11 protein-coding genes are annotated in these 16,597 nt (G+C 48.6%); 5 read left to right on the top strand and 6 right to left on the bottom strand.

Annotation, left to right across the window (positions count from 1 at the left end; genetic code table 11):
- The first annotated feature begins 71 nt into the window (after positions 1–71).
- The 5 genes from nirB to cobA all read left to right on the top strand — a co-directional run bounded on the left by nirB (position 72) and on the right by cobA (position 8,906).
- Positions 72–2,399, top strand: a complete 2,328-nt coding sequence (nirB, locus tag G9F50_RS15445; protein ID WP_060563057.1) for a nitrite reductase large subunit NirB — start codon at positions 72–74, stop codon at positions 2,397–2,399.
- Entirely contained in the window at positions 2,392–4,524 is a 2,133-nt protein-coding gene (nasC, locus tag G9F50_RS15440) for an assimilatory nitrate reductase catalytic subunit NasC (protein ID WP_060563056.1), read from the top strand. The genes nirB and nasC overlap by 8 nt, the downstream gene beginning before the upstream one ends.
- A 119-nt stretch (positions 4,525–4,643) precedes the next feature.
- Positions 4,644–7,061, top strand: a complete 2,418-nt coding sequence (gene nasD, locus G9F50_RS15435) for an NADPH-nitrite reductase (RefSeq protein ID WP_060563055.1) — start codon at positions 4,644–4,646, stop codon at positions 7,059–7,061.
- Positions 7,062–7,081: 20 nt separating this feature from the next.
- The gene (nirD, locus tag G9F50_RS15430) at positions 7,082–7,402 is read left to right on the top strand and encodes a nitrite reductase small subunit NirD (protein WP_014416865.1); all 321 of its coding nucleotides are present in this window, start codon (positions 7,082–7,084) and stop codon (positions 7,400–7,402) included.
- 64 nt (positions 7,403–7,466) lie between these two features.
- Positions 7,467–8,906, top strand: coding sequence for a uroporphyrinogen-III C-methyltransferase (cobA, locus tag G9F50_RS15425; protein WP_060563054.1), 1,440 nt, complete (start codon positions 7,467–7,469; stop codon positions 8,904–8,906).
- A 50-nt stretch (positions 8,907–8,956) separates the two neighbouring features.
- Here cobA and G9F50_RS15420 read toward each other — a convergent pair whose 3' ends face one another.
- From G9F50_RS15420 to G9F50_RS15395, 6 genes are all read right to left on the bottom strand, one after another.
- Positions 8,957–9,967 carry an NAD(P)/FAD-dependent oxidoreductase gene (locus G9F50_RS15420; protein WP_060563053.1) on the bottom strand — a complete coding sequence of 337 codons (1,011 nt, stop codon included), beginning with the start codon at positions 9,965–9,967 and terminating at the stop codon, positions 8,957–8,959.
- Between the two features lie 197 nt (positions 9,968–10,164).
- The gene (putR, locus tag G9F50_RS15415; protein ID WP_003156600.1) at positions 10,165–11,400 is read right to left on the bottom strand and encodes a proline utilization transcriptional regulator PutR; all 1,236 of its coding nucleotides are present in this window, start codon (positions 11,398–11,400) and stop codon (positions 10,165–10,167) included.
- A 157-nt stretch (positions 11,401–11,557) separates the two neighbouring features.
- Positions 11,558–13,012, bottom strand: coding sequence for a sodium/proline symporter PutP (gene putP / locus G9F50_RS15410; RefSeq protein WP_079891103.1), 1,455 nt, complete (start codon positions 13,010–13,012; stop codon positions 11,558–11,560).
- 91 nt (positions 13,013–13,103) lie between these two features.
- Positions 13,104–14,651 carry an L-glutamate gamma-semialdehyde dehydrogenase gene (gene pruA, locus G9F50_RS15405; protein WP_060563052.1) on the bottom strand — a complete coding sequence of 516 codons (1,548 nt, stop codon included), beginning with the start codon at positions 14,649–14,651 and terminating at the stop codon, positions 13,104–13,106.
- A 17-nt stretch (positions 14,652–14,668) separates the two neighbouring features.
- Entirely contained in the window at positions 14,669–15,580 is a 912-nt protein-coding gene (locus G9F50_RS15400; protein WP_087920787.1) for a proline dehydrogenase family protein, read from the bottom strand.
- A 187-nt stretch (positions 15,581–15,767) separates the two neighbouring features.
- A complete protein-coding gene (locus tag G9F50_RS15395; protein ID WP_021494192.1) occupies positions 15,768–16,553 on the bottom strand; it encodes a nucleotidyltransferase domain-containing protein in 786 nt (261 codons plus the stop codon).
- Positions 16,554–16,597 lie beyond the last annotated feature (44 nt).

Raw genomic sequence — 16,597 nt, 5'->3', positions numbered from 1 at the left:
TAATCAGGCAATGTGCCATAATTTCTCATAGAGAAGCAATCTTACAGGCAGCTGCAAAGGAGGTTTGGCGAATGAAGAAACAACGATTAATTGCAGCAGGGAACGGAATGGCAGGAATTCGCTGTATTGAACACATTTTAAAGATGAACCGTGACATGTTTGAGATTGTCATTTTCGGAAGCGAACCTCATCCCAATTACAATCGCATTCTCTTATCCTCCGTTTTACAAGGTGAGGTTTCGCTTGATGACATTACGCTGAATAGCCGCGAATGGTACGAAAAAAACGGAATTACGCTTTACACGGGAGAAACGGTTGTACACATTGATACAGAACGGCAGGTTGTCACAACGGATCGGAAGCGCAGCATGACTTACGATCAAATCATCCTTGCAACGGGCTCCTCTCCTTATATTCTCCCCATACCCGGAGCAGATAAAGAAGGTGTGTACGGCTTTCGGACAATAGAAGACTGCCAATCTCTTATCAATGCGGCCGGTTGGTATCAAAAGGCGGCGGTCATCGGCGCCGGTTTATTAGGTCTTGAAGCGGCCGTCGGCTTACGGCAGCTCGGCATGGACGTCAGCGTCATTCACCACTCTTCCGCCATTATGCAAAAACAGCTTGATCCAACGGCATCCCGCCTGCTGCAGAAAGAGCTGGAACGAAAAGGCTTAGTCTTTCTTTTAGAGAAAGACACGGCATCCATTACAGGAAACTCACGGGCGGAAGGCATCCGTTTCAAAGACGGTTCTTCCATAGAAGCAGACCTGATTGTCATGGCCGCCGGTGTGAGGCCCAATATCCGATTGGCTGCATCTGCCGGACTTTCAGTGAACCGAGGAATCATCGTCAATCAATTCATGCAGACGAACAAACCGAATGTGTATGCCGTCGGTGAATGCGCGGAGCATGACGGGATTGTATACGGATTGGCGGCACCGCTTTATGAACAGGGAAAAGTGCTCGCACAGCATCTATGCGGTGTTCCGTGCGAAGGGTTTCAAGGCTTTGCACAATCTGCGGCCTTAAAAATAGCCGGTATTGATGTATGGTCGGCAGGAAAGGTGCACGAGGATGAGCACACAGCCGGCATATTGTTCCATGATGAGCATGCAGGCATCTACAAAAAAGCGCTCTTTGAGGACGATAAACCGGCCGGCTTTATTTTATTCGGGGACACGCGCGGTAAACAGCGGCTTCTCGACAGTCTTGTGAAGCAAAGAGATATTTCCATCGTGAAAAAACAGCTCATGGAACCGGATCAGGGCGGTATATCCTTTAAATCCATGCCTCCCCATGAAACCATTTGCCAATGCAGCTCAGTGACCAAGGGCTCCATTGAAGAAGCGGTGAACAAATATGGCTTAAAAACCGCGGAGGAAGTGAAGCACATGACAAAAGCGTCCGGATCTTGCGGAGGATGCAGGCCGCTCGTTGAAGACTTGCTGAAGTATATGGCAAGCGATGATTACACAAAACCCTCCCGCCAGCCTTCGTTTTGCGGCTGCACCGATTTGACAGAAGAAGAAGTCATCGCCGAACTTCGGCGCCGTCCGTTCACTGATGCCGCCGAGGTGATGGAAGTGATCGGCTGGAAAACAGAAAACGGCTGCCGCATTTGTATTCCGGCGCTTCACTATTACTTGGAAAGGACGCGGCCTGATTTTATGCAGTTCAATGAAATATCGGCAGAAGAGACATGCACCCTGATTCCGCAAATGTACGGCGGACTGACAAGTGCGGCAGAGCTCAAAAACATCGCAGACGTCATCGAAGCATACGGCATCCCCGAGGTTTCGATGACTGACAGTCACCGGCTGAGGCTTTCCGGAATCAGGCCAAATGACCTTGCAAGCATCAGAAAAGCACTGAACATGCCGGTTTTCTCCCCCCGGCACCGCTGGACGATTCAAATCAGAGCATGTACGTGCGGACAGCATCGCTCCTTTCAAGAGCTGGCAAGCAGGATTGAACGAGATACCGACACACTTGCCGTACCCGCTTATGTATCCGTCAGCTTGTCATGTGAAAACAATTGCACCGATGCTTACATTCAAGATATCGGCGCGCTTCAGACACAAACTTGCTGGGAGATTTATATCGGGGGCTTCCGCGGAAAACAAGCCCGCGCCGGCAGCCTTTTTTGTGTGACGGATAACGAAGACAGTACCGCCGCTATGATGAAAGGCCTTATTCAATATTATCGCGAAACGGCTCACTACAACGAAGCGATTTATCAATGGGCTGACAGACTCGGCCTCGTCCATATCAGAGAAATGCTGTTTGAAGAAGATATGCGGACACAGCTTCTGAAAAATCTCCGTTCAGACATATCCCTGCTGCAAAACCTGTCTGCCGGGAAAACGCCATACGAAAGGATGAAGCTTTTTGACTGAACCGATGCTCCGTTATTTCCGTGACAAACTGCAAGATGTCCAATCGGAAAAAACATATGAGACGCAATGCCCGTTCTGCAGCATGCAATGCAAAATGCAGCTTACGGAACAAACCTTCGCGGCACGGAAGAAATACACTGCAATCGGCATTGATAATCCGACGACACATGGCCGTTTATGTACAAAAGGCATGAATGCCCATCAGCATGCCGTACACTCTTCCCGCATTACACGCCCCCTGCTTAAAAAAAACGGTGAATTTGTGCCTGTCTCTTGGGCTGAAGCACTGAATCGCATTAAGGAACAAATCAATCTGATCCAAACCGAACACGGCAATGATGCGATGGCCGTCTATGGGAGCGCCTCAATTACAAATGAAGAAGCCTATCTGCTTGGAAAGTTCGCACGGGTCGGCTTACAGACAAAATACATCGATTACAACGGGCGGCTCTGTATGTCTGCCGCAGCAACGGCGGCCGGCCAGACATTCGGCGCGGACAGGGGCCTGACGAATCCATTATCGGACATCCCGCATACACGTGTCATCATCCTGGCAGGCACCAATATCGCCGAATGCCAGCCGACGATCATGCCGTATTTTGATAAAGCGAAAGAAAACGGGGCTTACATTATCGCCATTGATCCCCGGGAAACGGCGACGACCAAAATAGCCGATCTTCACCTGAAAATCAAGCCCGGTACAGACGCCGCCTTGGCAAACGGACTCGTCAAAATCTGCATTGACGAACAGCTTACAGACAAAGACTTTATCCGCACACGCACAAACGGATTCGATAAGCTCAAACGGCATACCGACGCTTTGGATCTGAAAGAGATCTCCGAGCAGACAAGTGTTCCTTTGGAGCATATACGAAAGGCCGCCGTGAAGTTTGCCAAGGAAACATCCGGCATGCTGTTTACAGCGCGGGGGATCGAACAGCAGACTGACGGTACCGCGGCAGTGAAAGCTTTCTTAAATATGGTGCTGATCACCGGAAAAATCGGCAAGCCCTTCTCAGGTTACGGGGCGATTACCGGTCAAGGCAACGGACAAGGCGCGAGAGAACACGGCCAAAAAGCGGATCAGCTTCCGGGCTACCGTTCTATCGAAATTGAAGAACACCGGGCGCACATTGCGAAGGTGTGGGGGATTCATCAGGATGAGCTGCCGCGAAAAGGGGTCTCAGCCTATGAAATGATAGAAAAAATAGATAGCGGCGACATCAAAGGACTGTTTCTCATGTGTTCCAATCCGGCTGTTTCCGGCCCAAATGCGAATTTCGTCAAGCAGGCAATCAAGAAACTGAGATTTTTTGTCGCAGTTGACTTATTTATTTCTGAGACCGCGGCATTCGCGGATGTGATTTTACCCGCCTCCTCTTATTTGGAAGACGAAGGCACGATGACAAATGTAGAAGGCCGCGTGACATTAAGAGAAGCGAGCCGCACCTGTCCCGGAGAAGCGAAACATGATTGGCAGATCATCTGTGACATTGCCTCGGCTCTTGGTAAAGGGCATTATTTTCCCTATACGTCGGCGGAAGAAATCTTTAACGAACTGAGAGAAGCGAGCCGCGGCGGAATTGCTGATTACTCTGGCATCACCTATGACAGGCTCAGGCGGGAAGGCGGCATTCAGTGGCCATGTCCTGAAGCGGATCACCCCGGAACCGGGCGATTGTTTGAGCACTCATTTGCCCATCCCGATCACAGAGCTGAATTAAGCGTGATTCCAAATGAACCGGCCGTCCCGAAAGAGAAACCGAGCGCCGGCTATCCGCTTTATTTAATCACAGGAAGGGTGATGTCTCATTACTTAACGGGTGTCCAAACGAGAAAAAGCTCTGCCTTGGCTGCAAGACATTTCGAATCCTTTGTGGAAATCCACCCAAAAACGGCGGCCGACTATCATATCGAAGACCGTGTTCTCGTGAAAATAGAATCCCCCCGGGGCAGCATTACGGTCCGGAGCAGATGGTCGGAGAAAGTGCGAAAAGACACATTGTTTGTCCCCATCCATTGGTCTGACACGCAAAACGTCAACGACTTAATTGGTGAAGCCTTGGATCCGGACTGTAAAATGCCCGGTTTTAAGATGTGTGCGGTACGAATCAGCCCTATATAATTTTTCATAAAATTTTTAGATTTTTTAGTATTTTTTGTTACATTTCATAACATGCATCTTAAATATTTGTTTTTGCTGTGCTACGCTAAAAAAAACAAAGATAAGGAGCGGATCATCTGATGGGAAAAAAACAGCTAGTTCTTGTTGGAAATGGAATGGCCGGGGTAAGAGCGATTGAAGAAATACTGCGTGTTTCAAAAGACGAATTCGAGATTACAATATTCGGGGCCGAACCTCATCCCAACTATAACCGAATCCTTCTGTCAAAAGTGCTGCAAGGCGATACCGACATTCAAGACATTACGTTAAACGATTGGAACTGGTACAAAGAAAACAACATTCAGCTGTATACCGGTGAAACAGTCATCAAAGTCGACACGGAAAACAAAACCGTCATCACCGATGCAGACAGAATCCAGCCTTACGATGAACTCATCCTGGCGACAGGCTCTGTCCCTTTTATCCTTCCGATTCCGGGCGCAGACAAACAAGGCGTCACGGCATTCCGGGACATAAAAGATACCGACACGATGCTCGCCGCGTCAAAACAATATAAAAAAGCAGCCGTCATCGGCGGAGGACTGCTTGGTTTGGAAGCAGCTCGCGGACTGCTGAATCTCGGAATGGACGTGTCTGTCATCCACCTCGCCCCATTCCTGATGGAGCGCCAGCTTGACGCAGCGGCGGGACGCCTGCTGCAAAACGAATTAGAAAAACAAGGCATGACCTTTTTCCTTGAAAAACAAACCGAAGAAATTCTCGGTACTGACCGTGTCGAAGGCGTACGCTTCAAAGACGGCACAAGCATCGAAGCTGACCTGGTCGTCATGGCGGTCGGCATCCGCCCGAATACACAGCTTGGCACAGAAAGCGGCATTCCGGTAAACCGCGGAATCATTGTCAACGATTATATGCAGACTGACATTCCGCACATTTACGCGGTCGGTGAATGTGCCGAGCACCGCGGAATCGCATACGGTCTTGTGGCGCCGCTCTATGAACAGGCAAAAGTGCTGGCCAAACATATTTGCGGCATTGAAACAAAACCGTATGAAGGCTCCGTTCTCTCCACTCAATTAAAGGTATCAGGCGTCGAAGTCTTCTCTGCCGGTGACTTTAACGAATCAGAGGACAAAAAAGCAATTAAAGTGTTCGATGAGCAGGACGGCATTTATAAAAAAATCGTCCTGAGGGGCAATCAAATTGTCGGCGCTGTTTTGTTCGGCGACAGCAGCGAGGGCGGCCGCCTGTTTTCAATGATTCAAAAAGAAGCCGATATCTCTGAAACCTCCAAAATATCAATCTTACAGCCTCTTGATCAGGAAGCAGGCGCAAGCATGACCGCGGCGATGAGCGACGATGAAATCATCTGCGGATGCAACGGCGTATCAAAAGGCGCGATTATTCAAGCCATTCAGGAAAAAGGCTGCACATCTACGGACGAAATCAAAGCATGCACCGGGGCATCCCGTTCCTGCGGAGGCTGTAAACCGCTCGTGGAAGACATTCTTCAATATACACTGGGCTCCGAATTTGACGCGTCCGCGCAAAAAGAAGCGATTTGCAGCTGCACATCACTGTCGAGAGATGAAGTCGTAGAAGAAATCAAAGCCAAAGGGCTGTCCCATACAAGAGAAATCATGAACGTGCTCGGCTGGAAAACGCCGGAGGGCTGCTCCAAATGCCGTCCTGCCCTCAACTACTACTTAGGCATGATTAATCCGGCTACATACGAGGATGACAGAACATCCCGTTTTGTGAACGAACGGATGCACGCCAATATTCAAAAAGACGGAACATACTCAGTCGTTCCCCGGATGTACGGCGGCGTGACCAACTCTCAGGATCTCCGCAAGATCGCCGATGTCGTCGACAAATATGAGATCCCGCTCGTTAAAATGACAGGCGGCCAGCGAATTGATCTCATCGGCGTCAAAAAAGAAGACCTGCCGAAAGTATGGGCCGAGCTTGATATGCCGTCAGGCTACGCGTACGGAAAAACACTCCGCACGGTAAAAACGTGCGTAGGCGAACAATTCTGCCGCTTCGGCACGCAAGACTCCATGGCACTGGGCATTGCGCTTGAGAAAAAATTCGAAGGGCTCAATACGCCTCATAAGGTCAAAATGGCCGTGTCCGCCTGCCCGCGGAACTGTGCGGAATCAGGCATTAAGGACCTTGGCGTTGTCGGCATCGACGGAGGCTGGGAGCTTTATGTCGGCGGAAACGGCGGAACCCATTTGCGCGCCGGTGATTTGCTGATGAAAGTAAAAACGAATGAAGAAGTCTTAGAATATGCGGGGGCTTACCTTCAGTACTACAGAGAAACGGCAAACTATCTGGAGCGGACATCCGCATGGCTTGAGCGCGTCGGTTTATCTCATGTCCAATCCGTATTAAACGATCCGGAAAAACGGCAGGAGCTCAACGACAGAATGAATGAGACACTCTCTGTCCACAAAGATCCGTGGCAATACTTCCTTAAAGATAAAAAAGCATCTAAAGATCTATTCGAAAATGTCGTCACGACTTCATAAAACAGTAAGGGGGAACGGACATGGTGAATAAAGATATGACAAAGATTTGTATAGGCAAAGTAAACGAATTACCCGAGGAGTTAGGAAAAACCGTATATATAGAGGATAAAGAGCTTGCCGTATTTAAGCTTTCTGACGGGAGCGTCCGCGCCGTCGAAAACCGCTGTCCCCATAAAGGGGGCGTCTTGGCTGAAGGCATCGTCAGCGGAGAATACGTCTTCTGCCCGATGCATGACTGGAAAATCTCCTTAGAAGACGGAAAAGTCCAAGAGCCGGATCATGGCTGTGTCAAAACATACGAAACACTGATTGAAGGAGAGAATGTATACCTCCTGTATTGATCAGACCGGATCACTTTTTCAAGTGGTCCTTCATTTTTTAAATTGCTGAAGGGATGACGCCATCATGAAAAACGGAATCGTATATTTTGTCGGTGCCGGACCAGGAGACCCGGGGCTGATCACCGTAAAAGGAAAACAGGCTCTGGAGAAAGCGGATATTATTTTGTATGACCGGCTCGCAAACCCAAAGTTTCTTGAATATGCCTCACCGGACTGCCGGTTCATTTATTGCGGAAAGCTGCCCGACCGCCATTTTATGAAACAATCTGAGATAAATGCCCTGCTGATTGAAAAAGCGGCGGAGGGCTTCACCGTTGTCCGCTTGAAAGGCGGAGACCCAAGTGTGTTCGGCAGAGTCGGCGAAGAAGCAGAGGCGCTTCATCAGTACGGCATCCGCTACGAAATGGTGCCTGGCATCACCTCGGGAATCGCAGCGCCGCTGTATGCGGGAGTCCCCGTCACCCATCGTGATTTCGCTTCGTCCTTCGCGATGATCACCGCTCATGATACATCATTGCACGGCAGGCCGAATCTCGACTGGGAAGGGCTTGCCCGAAGCGTTCAAACGCTTGTGTTTTATATGGGCGTTAAAAATCTGTCATTTATATGCCGTAAGCTTACGGAGTACGGAAAATCCCCTTCCGTCCCCGTACTCGTCATTCAATGGGGGACGTGGGGGCGGCAGCGGAGCGTTAAAGGAACGCTTCAGGATATCCATGAAAAAGTTCAAAGCCAAAACATCACCAACCCTGCCATTATCGTCATCGGTGATATTGTCAATTTTCAAACACACAGCTGGTTTGAAAGCAAGCCGTTCATCGGGCGGCATATCATGGTTGTCACTCATGGCGATGAAGAACATACATTGACAGACAAGCTGCGCGAGTATGGCGCCGATGTTATTGAATGGCCGAAGCGGATCGTTAAAAAAATGCCCGCAAACGAAAACATCCTGAAACAGATCAGCACCTTTGAACAACTATTTTTCACATCACGCCTTGCGGTATGCGAATTCTTTGACGCACTGGCTTTCAAGCAGATCGACATCCGCCGGGTGACCGCAAGCCTGAATGCAGCGACTAAGGCCGCAAAGACGGAACTGACAAAACGGGGCTTTCTCCTATCCGAATGTCAAATTGATTCTCCGCATTCACTCATTGTAGGAAGCCGTCAAGCAGCAGAAAACTTGTCAGACTCAAAATCATGCCCGTTTTATATCACCCATGAACATATCGCAGATGAGCGGTACACTTCCATGATCGAACGCACGATCAGCGAGTCTCCTCTGCAAATGATTATCTGTACGGGCAAAGAATCCGCTCAGCATTTGATCAGCGCCGGAAAACAAATCGGCATATCACCGGATCCGTCAGCAAACCGCCCTCCCGTCATCTGCATGGGCGAAGACGTCCCCGCCGGCTGCGGGTTTACCGCCGTGAAAAATCAGGAACAGTTATTTGCGTTTATACGAAATGAAATGAAAGACATGCTCGTTCACAGCTGATACGCCGGAATTTCTGACCCCCGGACTCAACATCGGGGGTCAGCCCTTTTTTATTGTGTCACCAATTTTTTATGATGAGTCGAATACATCGCCATCTGATCCGCCTGCGGGTCCAAATAGGCTTTGGCGCTGTTCACGGCGGTCGGCCCCTCCGTGAAACCGCCGGCAATCAATCTGAGCTTGCTTTCATAATAGGCGGCGTCACCGGCGACAAACACGCCCGGAAGATTCGTCCGCATATGTCTGTCAGCTTTAATCCTGCCTTCTTCTATCTCAAGCCCCCAGTCCTTCATCGGACCGAGATCAATTTTAAACCCGTGGTTGATAATGAGCTCATCAAGCTTGATGACTTCAGAAAGTCCGGACTCAGTTTGGCAAACGGTGACGCTCTCGACCCGTTCCCCTGTGCCATTGAGATGCTTCAGACGATACGGCGCAAGCACCCGCACGGAAGACCGCTTCATTTTCGCCACGCTGCTTTCCAAACCGCCGAACTCCTCCCTGCGGTGCAAGACGGTAACAGACGCCGCAATCGGTTCCAGCTCATTCGCCCAGTCAACCGCGGTATCTCCCCCTCCTGAAATCACGACATGCTTCCCCTGAAACGCATCAAGCTTCTCCACCTTATAATGAAGGTTCTTTCCTGAATACCGGCTCGCATCCGCGCTGTCAAGTTCATTGACCTCAAGCGTCCCCATGCCGACAGCCAAAATCACCGTGCGTGTATAGTGCTTTTCCCCTTTGGAACTTTCCAGCACAATGGTTCCGTCTTCCAGCCGTTCAAATCCGGTCACCCGCTGATTCAACACGATATCCGGCTCAAATGTCGCCGCCTGTTCCTTCAGCTGCGTAATCAGCTGTTCTCCGGCAATCCCGGGTATTCCGCCGATATCACGGATGATTTTTTCAGGGAAAAACATAGACACTTTCCCTCCGAGCCGCGGCAAAAACTCGATCACTTTCGTTTTCAGCTCGCGCATCCCGCAATAAAAAGCCGCAAACAGGCCGACCGGGCCTCCGCCTATAATCGTGACGTCATACACCTCATGATTTTCCGCCATCGTTCTGCCTCCCGTTTATATCTATACTTCAAACATTTTTAATTGAGAATCAATATCAATGAAAGTATAACACATATTGAGGAGCAGTGTTTATTCATTTCTCTCTTGCGGAAAAGGAGTGATTCAGAAGTGAGGTTCTGAGATTGATAAGCGGGAAGGTATTAAAACTGAAACCAGTACGGCGACTGGTTTCTTTTTTATCTCTTTTTCATCAGCATGATATCGAGATACAGCTGGCACCTTGTCCTGAAGTCGTTTAAATTAATTGATGTCATGTCAAGAATCTGTTTGATACGGTAGTTCAATGTGTTTTGATGAATAAAAAGCTGTTCTGCGGCTGGTTTTGTTTTGCAGTTATTGAGGAGATAGATTTCTAACGTTTTCAGCAGTTCGGTACTGCTTTCTCTGTCTTTGGCTTTTAATAACGCTAAATCATCGTTTACATATTCCAGTGAGGCGTTTTTTTCTTCGATGCTTTCAAGATAGCGGTAAATCCCGAGCTTACTGTATTCGTACGGGATATTTTCCTGGTTTCCGGTAATTTCGGCGGCCTTTATGACTTCAAGGGCCTCTATATAACTTTTGCCAAGCTTCAGGATGCTGCTGTATTCATTGCCGATTCCGATATAGATGGGAGTGGGGATCTTCTGAAAGTGAAAATGAGTCAGCAGTTTGTGGATAAATTCAGATGCTGCCGAAGTGCCGGAGCTTTTTTGCGAGAAGCTTGCGACGACGATGACAATATTGGAATCAATGGTTAAGACGTGACTGACTTTATCCCGCAAATTCAAGTACGATTTGATGTTTTCCTTCACATCTTCGACTGCCTCCCCATCCCCATTTGCGGCGTGCAGGACGACTACCGAAAAAACCGACGGCAGCACGGCGTTCATCTTTTCCGCTTCCCGCCTGAACTCCTTTTCAGAGGAGAATTGCTGAAAGATCGCCCGTTTCACCAGGTCTTCCGCTCTCTCTTCTTTTTCCTGTTTCAGCCGGTTCGTTTTATAGATGATTTTTCCGACATGGAATGAAGTTTCATATAAAAAATCGAGCTCCTCGTCCGTCAAGTTTCGGTCGAGCTCCTGAATCCAGATGTAGCCCATCACTTCGCCTTTATGTTTTGCGCTTACAACCACTCTCTGATTCAGTCCGATACTGTCTATTTTTTCGACACGGAACGGTTCAGGAACGGTTTTCAGCTTTTCGATCACCCCGTCCTTCAGAAACCTTTCAAAAATCTGCACGGGGCATTTTTTTGAAAATATCGTCTGCTGGTTGGCGGAGTCGAAGTGATTAATGTAATAAGAATTATAGGCAAGCAAAAAGAAATCCGCGCTTTCCAGAATAACGGGCTTCTGCAATTCATAACTGATGAAATCAATTAATTTATCAATGTCCGTAAATGAAAAAACTCTCTCTAAAAGCTCTTCCATACCTATTTCTCCTATGCTCTTTTTATCTTTATCATACTCTGAGGGGTGACTTTTTGTATAGAAAAAAATTCATATACTCCCAAAACGGAATGATCCGAAAGCCTGTATCGTGAAAAGAGGAAAAAGGGCGGTCCCTTCTTCCTCTCGTTCCTTGCTTTTATTGAGAAAGTGTATCACGGTAGTCATGAAACTGATCTGTGACATCTTTTGACGGAGCCTGTGTCAATAAGCTGACGACAAATACAGCGGCAAGGCTTACAGCAAAGCCCGGAATGATTTCGTACAAAAAGTCTGAAAGACCGGCATTCGCCCAAATGATTACGGTAATCGCTCCCGCAATCATGCCGGCGAGTGCCCCCCATTTCGTCATCCGTTTCCAAAATAAACTGAGCAGTACGACCGGCCCGAATGAAGCGCCGAATCCCGCCCATGCATAGCTGACAAGACCAAGTATCGTGTTGTTTTTCTCCCAAGCGAGCACCAAAGCGATGATTGACACCGCAAGCACTGCCATTCTCCCCAGAAATACGAGTTCCTTATCAGAAGCCGAACGCCTGAACATGGACTTATACAAGTCCTCCACTAAAGAACTGGACGTAACGAGCAGCTGAGACGAAATCGTACTCATAATGGCCGCTAAAATCGCAGAAATGAGAAATCCCGTAATAATCGGGTGGAACAGAATGTTGCCGAGCTGAATAAAAATGGTTTCCGGATCAGCCAGCTTCAGTCCGTTCTGGTGGTAATACGCGATTCCCGCAAGACCCGTAAACAGCGCGCCTAGTGCAGACAAAATCATCCATCCCATTCCGATCCGTCTGGCTCGTTTGATTTCTTTCACAGACGTGATCGCCATAAAGCGCACAATAATATGCGGCTGCCCGAAATAGCCGAGCCCCCACGCAAATAAAGAAATAATGCCAAGGACGGTCGTCCCTTTGAACATATTAAACAGTTCCGGGTTGACGGAACGGATATCGGCAACGGTTTCCCCCGGTCCGCCCGTATGAAAAATCGTCACAATCGGCACGAGAATAAGCGCCGCAAACATAATGATCCCTTGGACAAAGTCCGTCCAGCTTACCGCCAAAAAGCCCCCGAACAAGGTGTAGGCGACAACGACGCCTGTCACGACCCACAGTCCCGTGTGGTAATTCAACCCTAAAATGCTGTTGAATAAGACGCCTCCGGATACCATGCCGGATGATACGTAAAATGTGAAAAAGACGAGAATGACAAGACCCGAAAACAGTCTGAGAAGCTTCGTATGATCACCGAAACGGTTTTCAAGGAAACCCGGAATGGTGATGGAATTCCCCGCTTTTTCAGTATACGTTCTCAGCCTCGGCGCCACGAAAAGCCAGTTCGCCCATGCCCCGAGCACAAGCCCGATCACAATCCAAGCGCCGCTTAATCCTGTCGAGAACATGGCGCCCGGAAGCCCCATCAAGAGCCATCCGCTCATATCCGCCGCTCCCGCGCTGAGCGCTGTGACGGCAGGGCCTAAAGAACGCCCCCCGAGCATGTAATCCGTCAGATTTGACGTCCGTCTGTAGGCGAAATAACCGATAAACAGCATGCCCGCCATATAAATACAAATGGAAATAATCAACTGAATGTTTGCTATGGCATTTCCTCCTCCGCTTTATATGTTTATGGTGAAATGGACAGCCCCCGCGAGGAGGATGCCCATTCAGTCCCTCTTAAAACATTTCACTGATTGTTTTCGCCTGCATGTGGAGGGCCAAATAATCCGGGCCGCCCGCTTTTGAATCAGTGCCGGACATTTTGAAGCCTCCGAACGGATGATAGCCGACAATCGCTCCCGTACAATTGCGGTTGAAGTATAGGTTGCCGACATGGAATTCCTGTTTCGCCCGTTCAATATGTTTGCGGTTGTTTGTAATGACCGCGCCTGTCAGACCATATTCAGTATTATTTGCCACTTCTAAAGCTTCATCAAAGTTTGACACTTTAGAAAATGCAACGACAGGCCCGAAAATTTCTTCCTGCATGAGTCTGGCTTTCGGATCAAGGTCAGCGAAGATCGTCGGCTTAATAAAGTAGCCTTTTGAATCATCTCCGGTGCCGCCGCTTACTAAACGGCCTTCTTCTTTTCCGATTTCAATGTAGCTCATGATCTTGTCGTAAGAACCTTGGTCGATGACAGGTCCCATATACACGTCAGCGCTGTCAGGGCTTGCCGTCACTTTTGATTCAGTGATTTCGATGACGCGCTCTAATACTTGATCATACACTTTTTCATGGACAACTGCACGTGAACCTGCAGAACATTTTTGTCCCGCGAAGCCGAATGCTGATGTAAAGATGGATTGAGCCGCCAATTCAATGTCCGCATCTTCGTCAACGACAACCGTATCTTTACCGCCCATTTCTGCAATGACGCGTTTCAAATGCTGCTGTCCCGGCTGCACTTTCGCCGCGCGTTCGAAAATTCTCGTACCGACTTCACGTGATCCCGTAAACGTAATGATGCTTGTTTTCGGGTGATCGACGAGGTAGTCTCCCACTTCCGCTCCGCTTCCCGGCACAAAGTTGACAACGCCCTTCGGAAGACCTGATTCCTCAAGCACTTCTACGAATTTCGCCGCGATGACCGGTGTCGCGCTTGCCGGTTTAAGAACGACCGTGTTGCCCGTTACGATCGGTGCCACCGTCGTTCCCGCCATAATCGCAAAGAGGAAGTTCCATGGCGGAATGACGACCGTTACGCCGGTCGGCGTGTACACATATTGGTTTTTCTCGCCCTCACGGCTGTTGACCGGTTTGCCTTTTGCCAGTTCGATCATTTGGCGTGCATAATACTCCATGAAGTCAATCGCTTCAGCCGTATCTGCATCAGCTTCGTTCCAAGGTTTTCCCGCTTCCTTGACGAGCAGGGCGGAGAATTCGTGCTTTCTGCGGCGGACTTTGGCAGCTGCGCGGAACAAAACGGCCGCTCTTTCTTCAGGGGATGTGTATCTCCACTCTTCGAACGCTTTCGCAGCAGCTTCAATCGCTTGCTCAGCGTGCTCCTGGGACGCCTTTGACACTTTTCCGACGACTTCTTCTTTATCAGCTGGATTGATTGAAACGATTTTCGCTTCCGTCTCTACCTTTTCACCGTTGATGACGAGCGGATAATCTTTTCCCAGATACTCATTTACCGTCGCAAGCGCTTTCTTAAATTCTTCAACGTTCGATTGATCTTGGAAATTCGTGAATGGTTCGTGTTTATAAGGTGTAGTCATTGTCATCTCTCCCTTTTTTACTTCTTAGTCATCCCTTTAAAGGCGAATGCGATGTTTGAGGGGCGTTCGGCGAGCCGTCTCATGAAATAGCCGTACCAGTCATCCCCGTAAGGCAGGTAGACTCTCATGCGGTATCCTTCTTCCACCAGGCTGAGCTGGGTTTGCGAGCGCATGCCGTACAGCATCTGAAACTCAAAACGGTCGTTTGGAATGCCGTGCTCTTTGGCAAGCTGTTTTGTAAACTCGATCATTTTGTCATCATGCGTGGCAACTGCCGTATAATGTCCTTTTAAAAGCTGTTTGCGGATGAGTCTTTTATAATTTTCATCGACGTCGCTTTTTTCAGGATAGGCCACCTTTTCCGATTCTTTATAGGCCCCTTTGACAAGCCGCAGAAACGGATTCAGCGGGCTGAGGTCATCAAGATCCTTCTCCGTTCTGTACAGATAGGCCTGCACCACGGTGCTTACATATTCATACCGGCTCCGGAAGTCTTTAAAGATATCCAGCGTTTTCTGGCATCTCGTTTCATCTTCCATGTCAATCGTCACCATGACTTTATGTTTTTCAGCCGTCTGGAGGATTTTCGTCATATTTTCATAGACGAGATCGAGATCTATATCAAGACCTAAAGACGTCATTTTTAATGACACTTGGGAATTCAGCTGTTCATCAGCGATTAAGGCGATGGTCTGCATGCACTCCTCGGTGCGTTCTTTCGCGACATCACCGCTGTTGACAAATTCCCCCAAATGATCGACAGTAACTGACAGCCCCTGGCTGTTCAAATGTCGGATTGTCGGGATAGAACTGCGGAAATCCATTCCTCCGATGATTTTGCCGGCTGCCACACGGCTTCCCCAGCTTCGCGCCATCTTATTGAGAAAGCTGCTCTTGGATAAAAATAAGAAAAAATCTCTTGTAATCACTTCCAACCTTAACACCCCGCAATCTAAGAAGTATTTGTATGAGTCTATTGTAAATGGACAAAACATCCTCTCACAATATTCTAAAAATACAAAGATTCTGATAAATTTTTGTGGTTTTACCACAATCAGCTTCTTAGATAGCAGGCGGATTATGCCGAAAAAAGGCGGACGGAAATGACGGCAATCGTCAATTTCCGCCTTTTTCCCCCCACGCCTCTTCGACGGTCTGAATCAATAGCCGATTCAGTTCCTCCGTTATGTCAGGTTTCGGCGTTTTGATCGTTTTGACATAGTGCCCGATGCGTTCTATTTCTTCTTCTATAAATGCATGAATGATCGTATTTCTGGGTTCCGGAGCCAGCTCCTGACCGCTTTTTTTCCTTGTAAGCAGTGTATTGATTTCAGAAATGAGCGCTTCATCCGTCAATAAGGCATCGGCCAGTACGGGAAATGACATCGGCGGTACGGAGCCGAACGTTTCAATCCATCTGCAGGCAAGGAGAGGACGCAGAACATAAAAATACTTTTTAATCTTCACTTCACTGCCCCGCAATTCCGTTTTTTCATTCCGTTTTGCCATATTGAGATAATGATAGATGCCGGCTTCAGGCGAAAAGGCGCGGATTTTCAGTTTTCGAAGCTTTTCAGCCGCTGAGAAAGCTTCATAATAGATCATCTCAGAAGAGAGCCATTCCAAAAGAGGCGGATTTGATTTTTTAAAAAGCCGCAGCGCTTTTCTCAGTTCCCAGCCGCTGATGTCAAGCATGTCATGAATCGGCTCTTCTATGACATCCCTATGCGGTTCGATCGAAAAGTACCATTCTTTTTTCGGCACATAGAGAAACCGTACATCGTAGTCGCTGTCGCTTGACGGAAATCCCCATGCGCGGCTCCCTGATTCTACGGCGTAAAGCACCTTGACGCCGTGCTGTGCTTCAATTCGTTTTAATTCTTCGATGATCCTTTGTTCCATCTGTATCCGTCCTTTTCCGTGATCATTCCTGAAAAAAGCCCAAG

This window comes from Bacillus sp. EKM206B, assembly GCF_011066015.1.
Classification (GTDB): Bacteria; Bacillota; Bacilli; order Bacillales; family Bacillaceae; genus Bacillus; species Bacillus velezensis.
This window is presented reverse-complemented; position numbering and strand designations above follow the sequence as displayed.

Coding starts and splice junctions, on each gene's coding strand:
- G9F50_RS15395 (WP_021494192.1), bottom strand. CDS start 16,553: ATGGAACAAAGGATCATCGAAGAATTAAAACGAATTGAAGCACAGCAC.
- pruA (WP_060563052.1), bottom strand. CDS start 14,651: ATGACTACACCTTATAAACACGAACCATTCACGAATTTCCAAGATCAA.
- nasD (WP_060563055.1), top strand. CDS start 4,644: ATGGGAAAAAAACAGCTAGTTCTTGTTGGAAATGGAATGGCCGGGGTA.
- nirB (WP_060563057.1), top strand. CDS start 72: ATGAAGAAACAACGATTAATTGCAGCAGGGAACGGAATGGCAGGAATT.
- nirD (WP_014416865.1), top strand. CDS start 7,082: ATGGTGAATAAAGATATGACAAAGATTTGTATAGGCAAAGTAAACGAA.
- G9F50_RS15420 (WP_060563053.1), bottom strand. CDS start 9,967: ATGGCGGAAAATCATGAGGTGTATGACGTCACGATTATAGGCGGAGGC.
- cobA (WP_060563054.1), top strand. CDS start 7,467: ATGAAAAACGGAATCGTATATTTTGTCGGTGCCGGACCAGGAGACCCG.
- putR (WP_003156600.1), bottom strand. CDS start 11,400: ATGGAAGAGCTTTTAGAGAGAGTTTTTTCATTTACGGACATTGATAAA.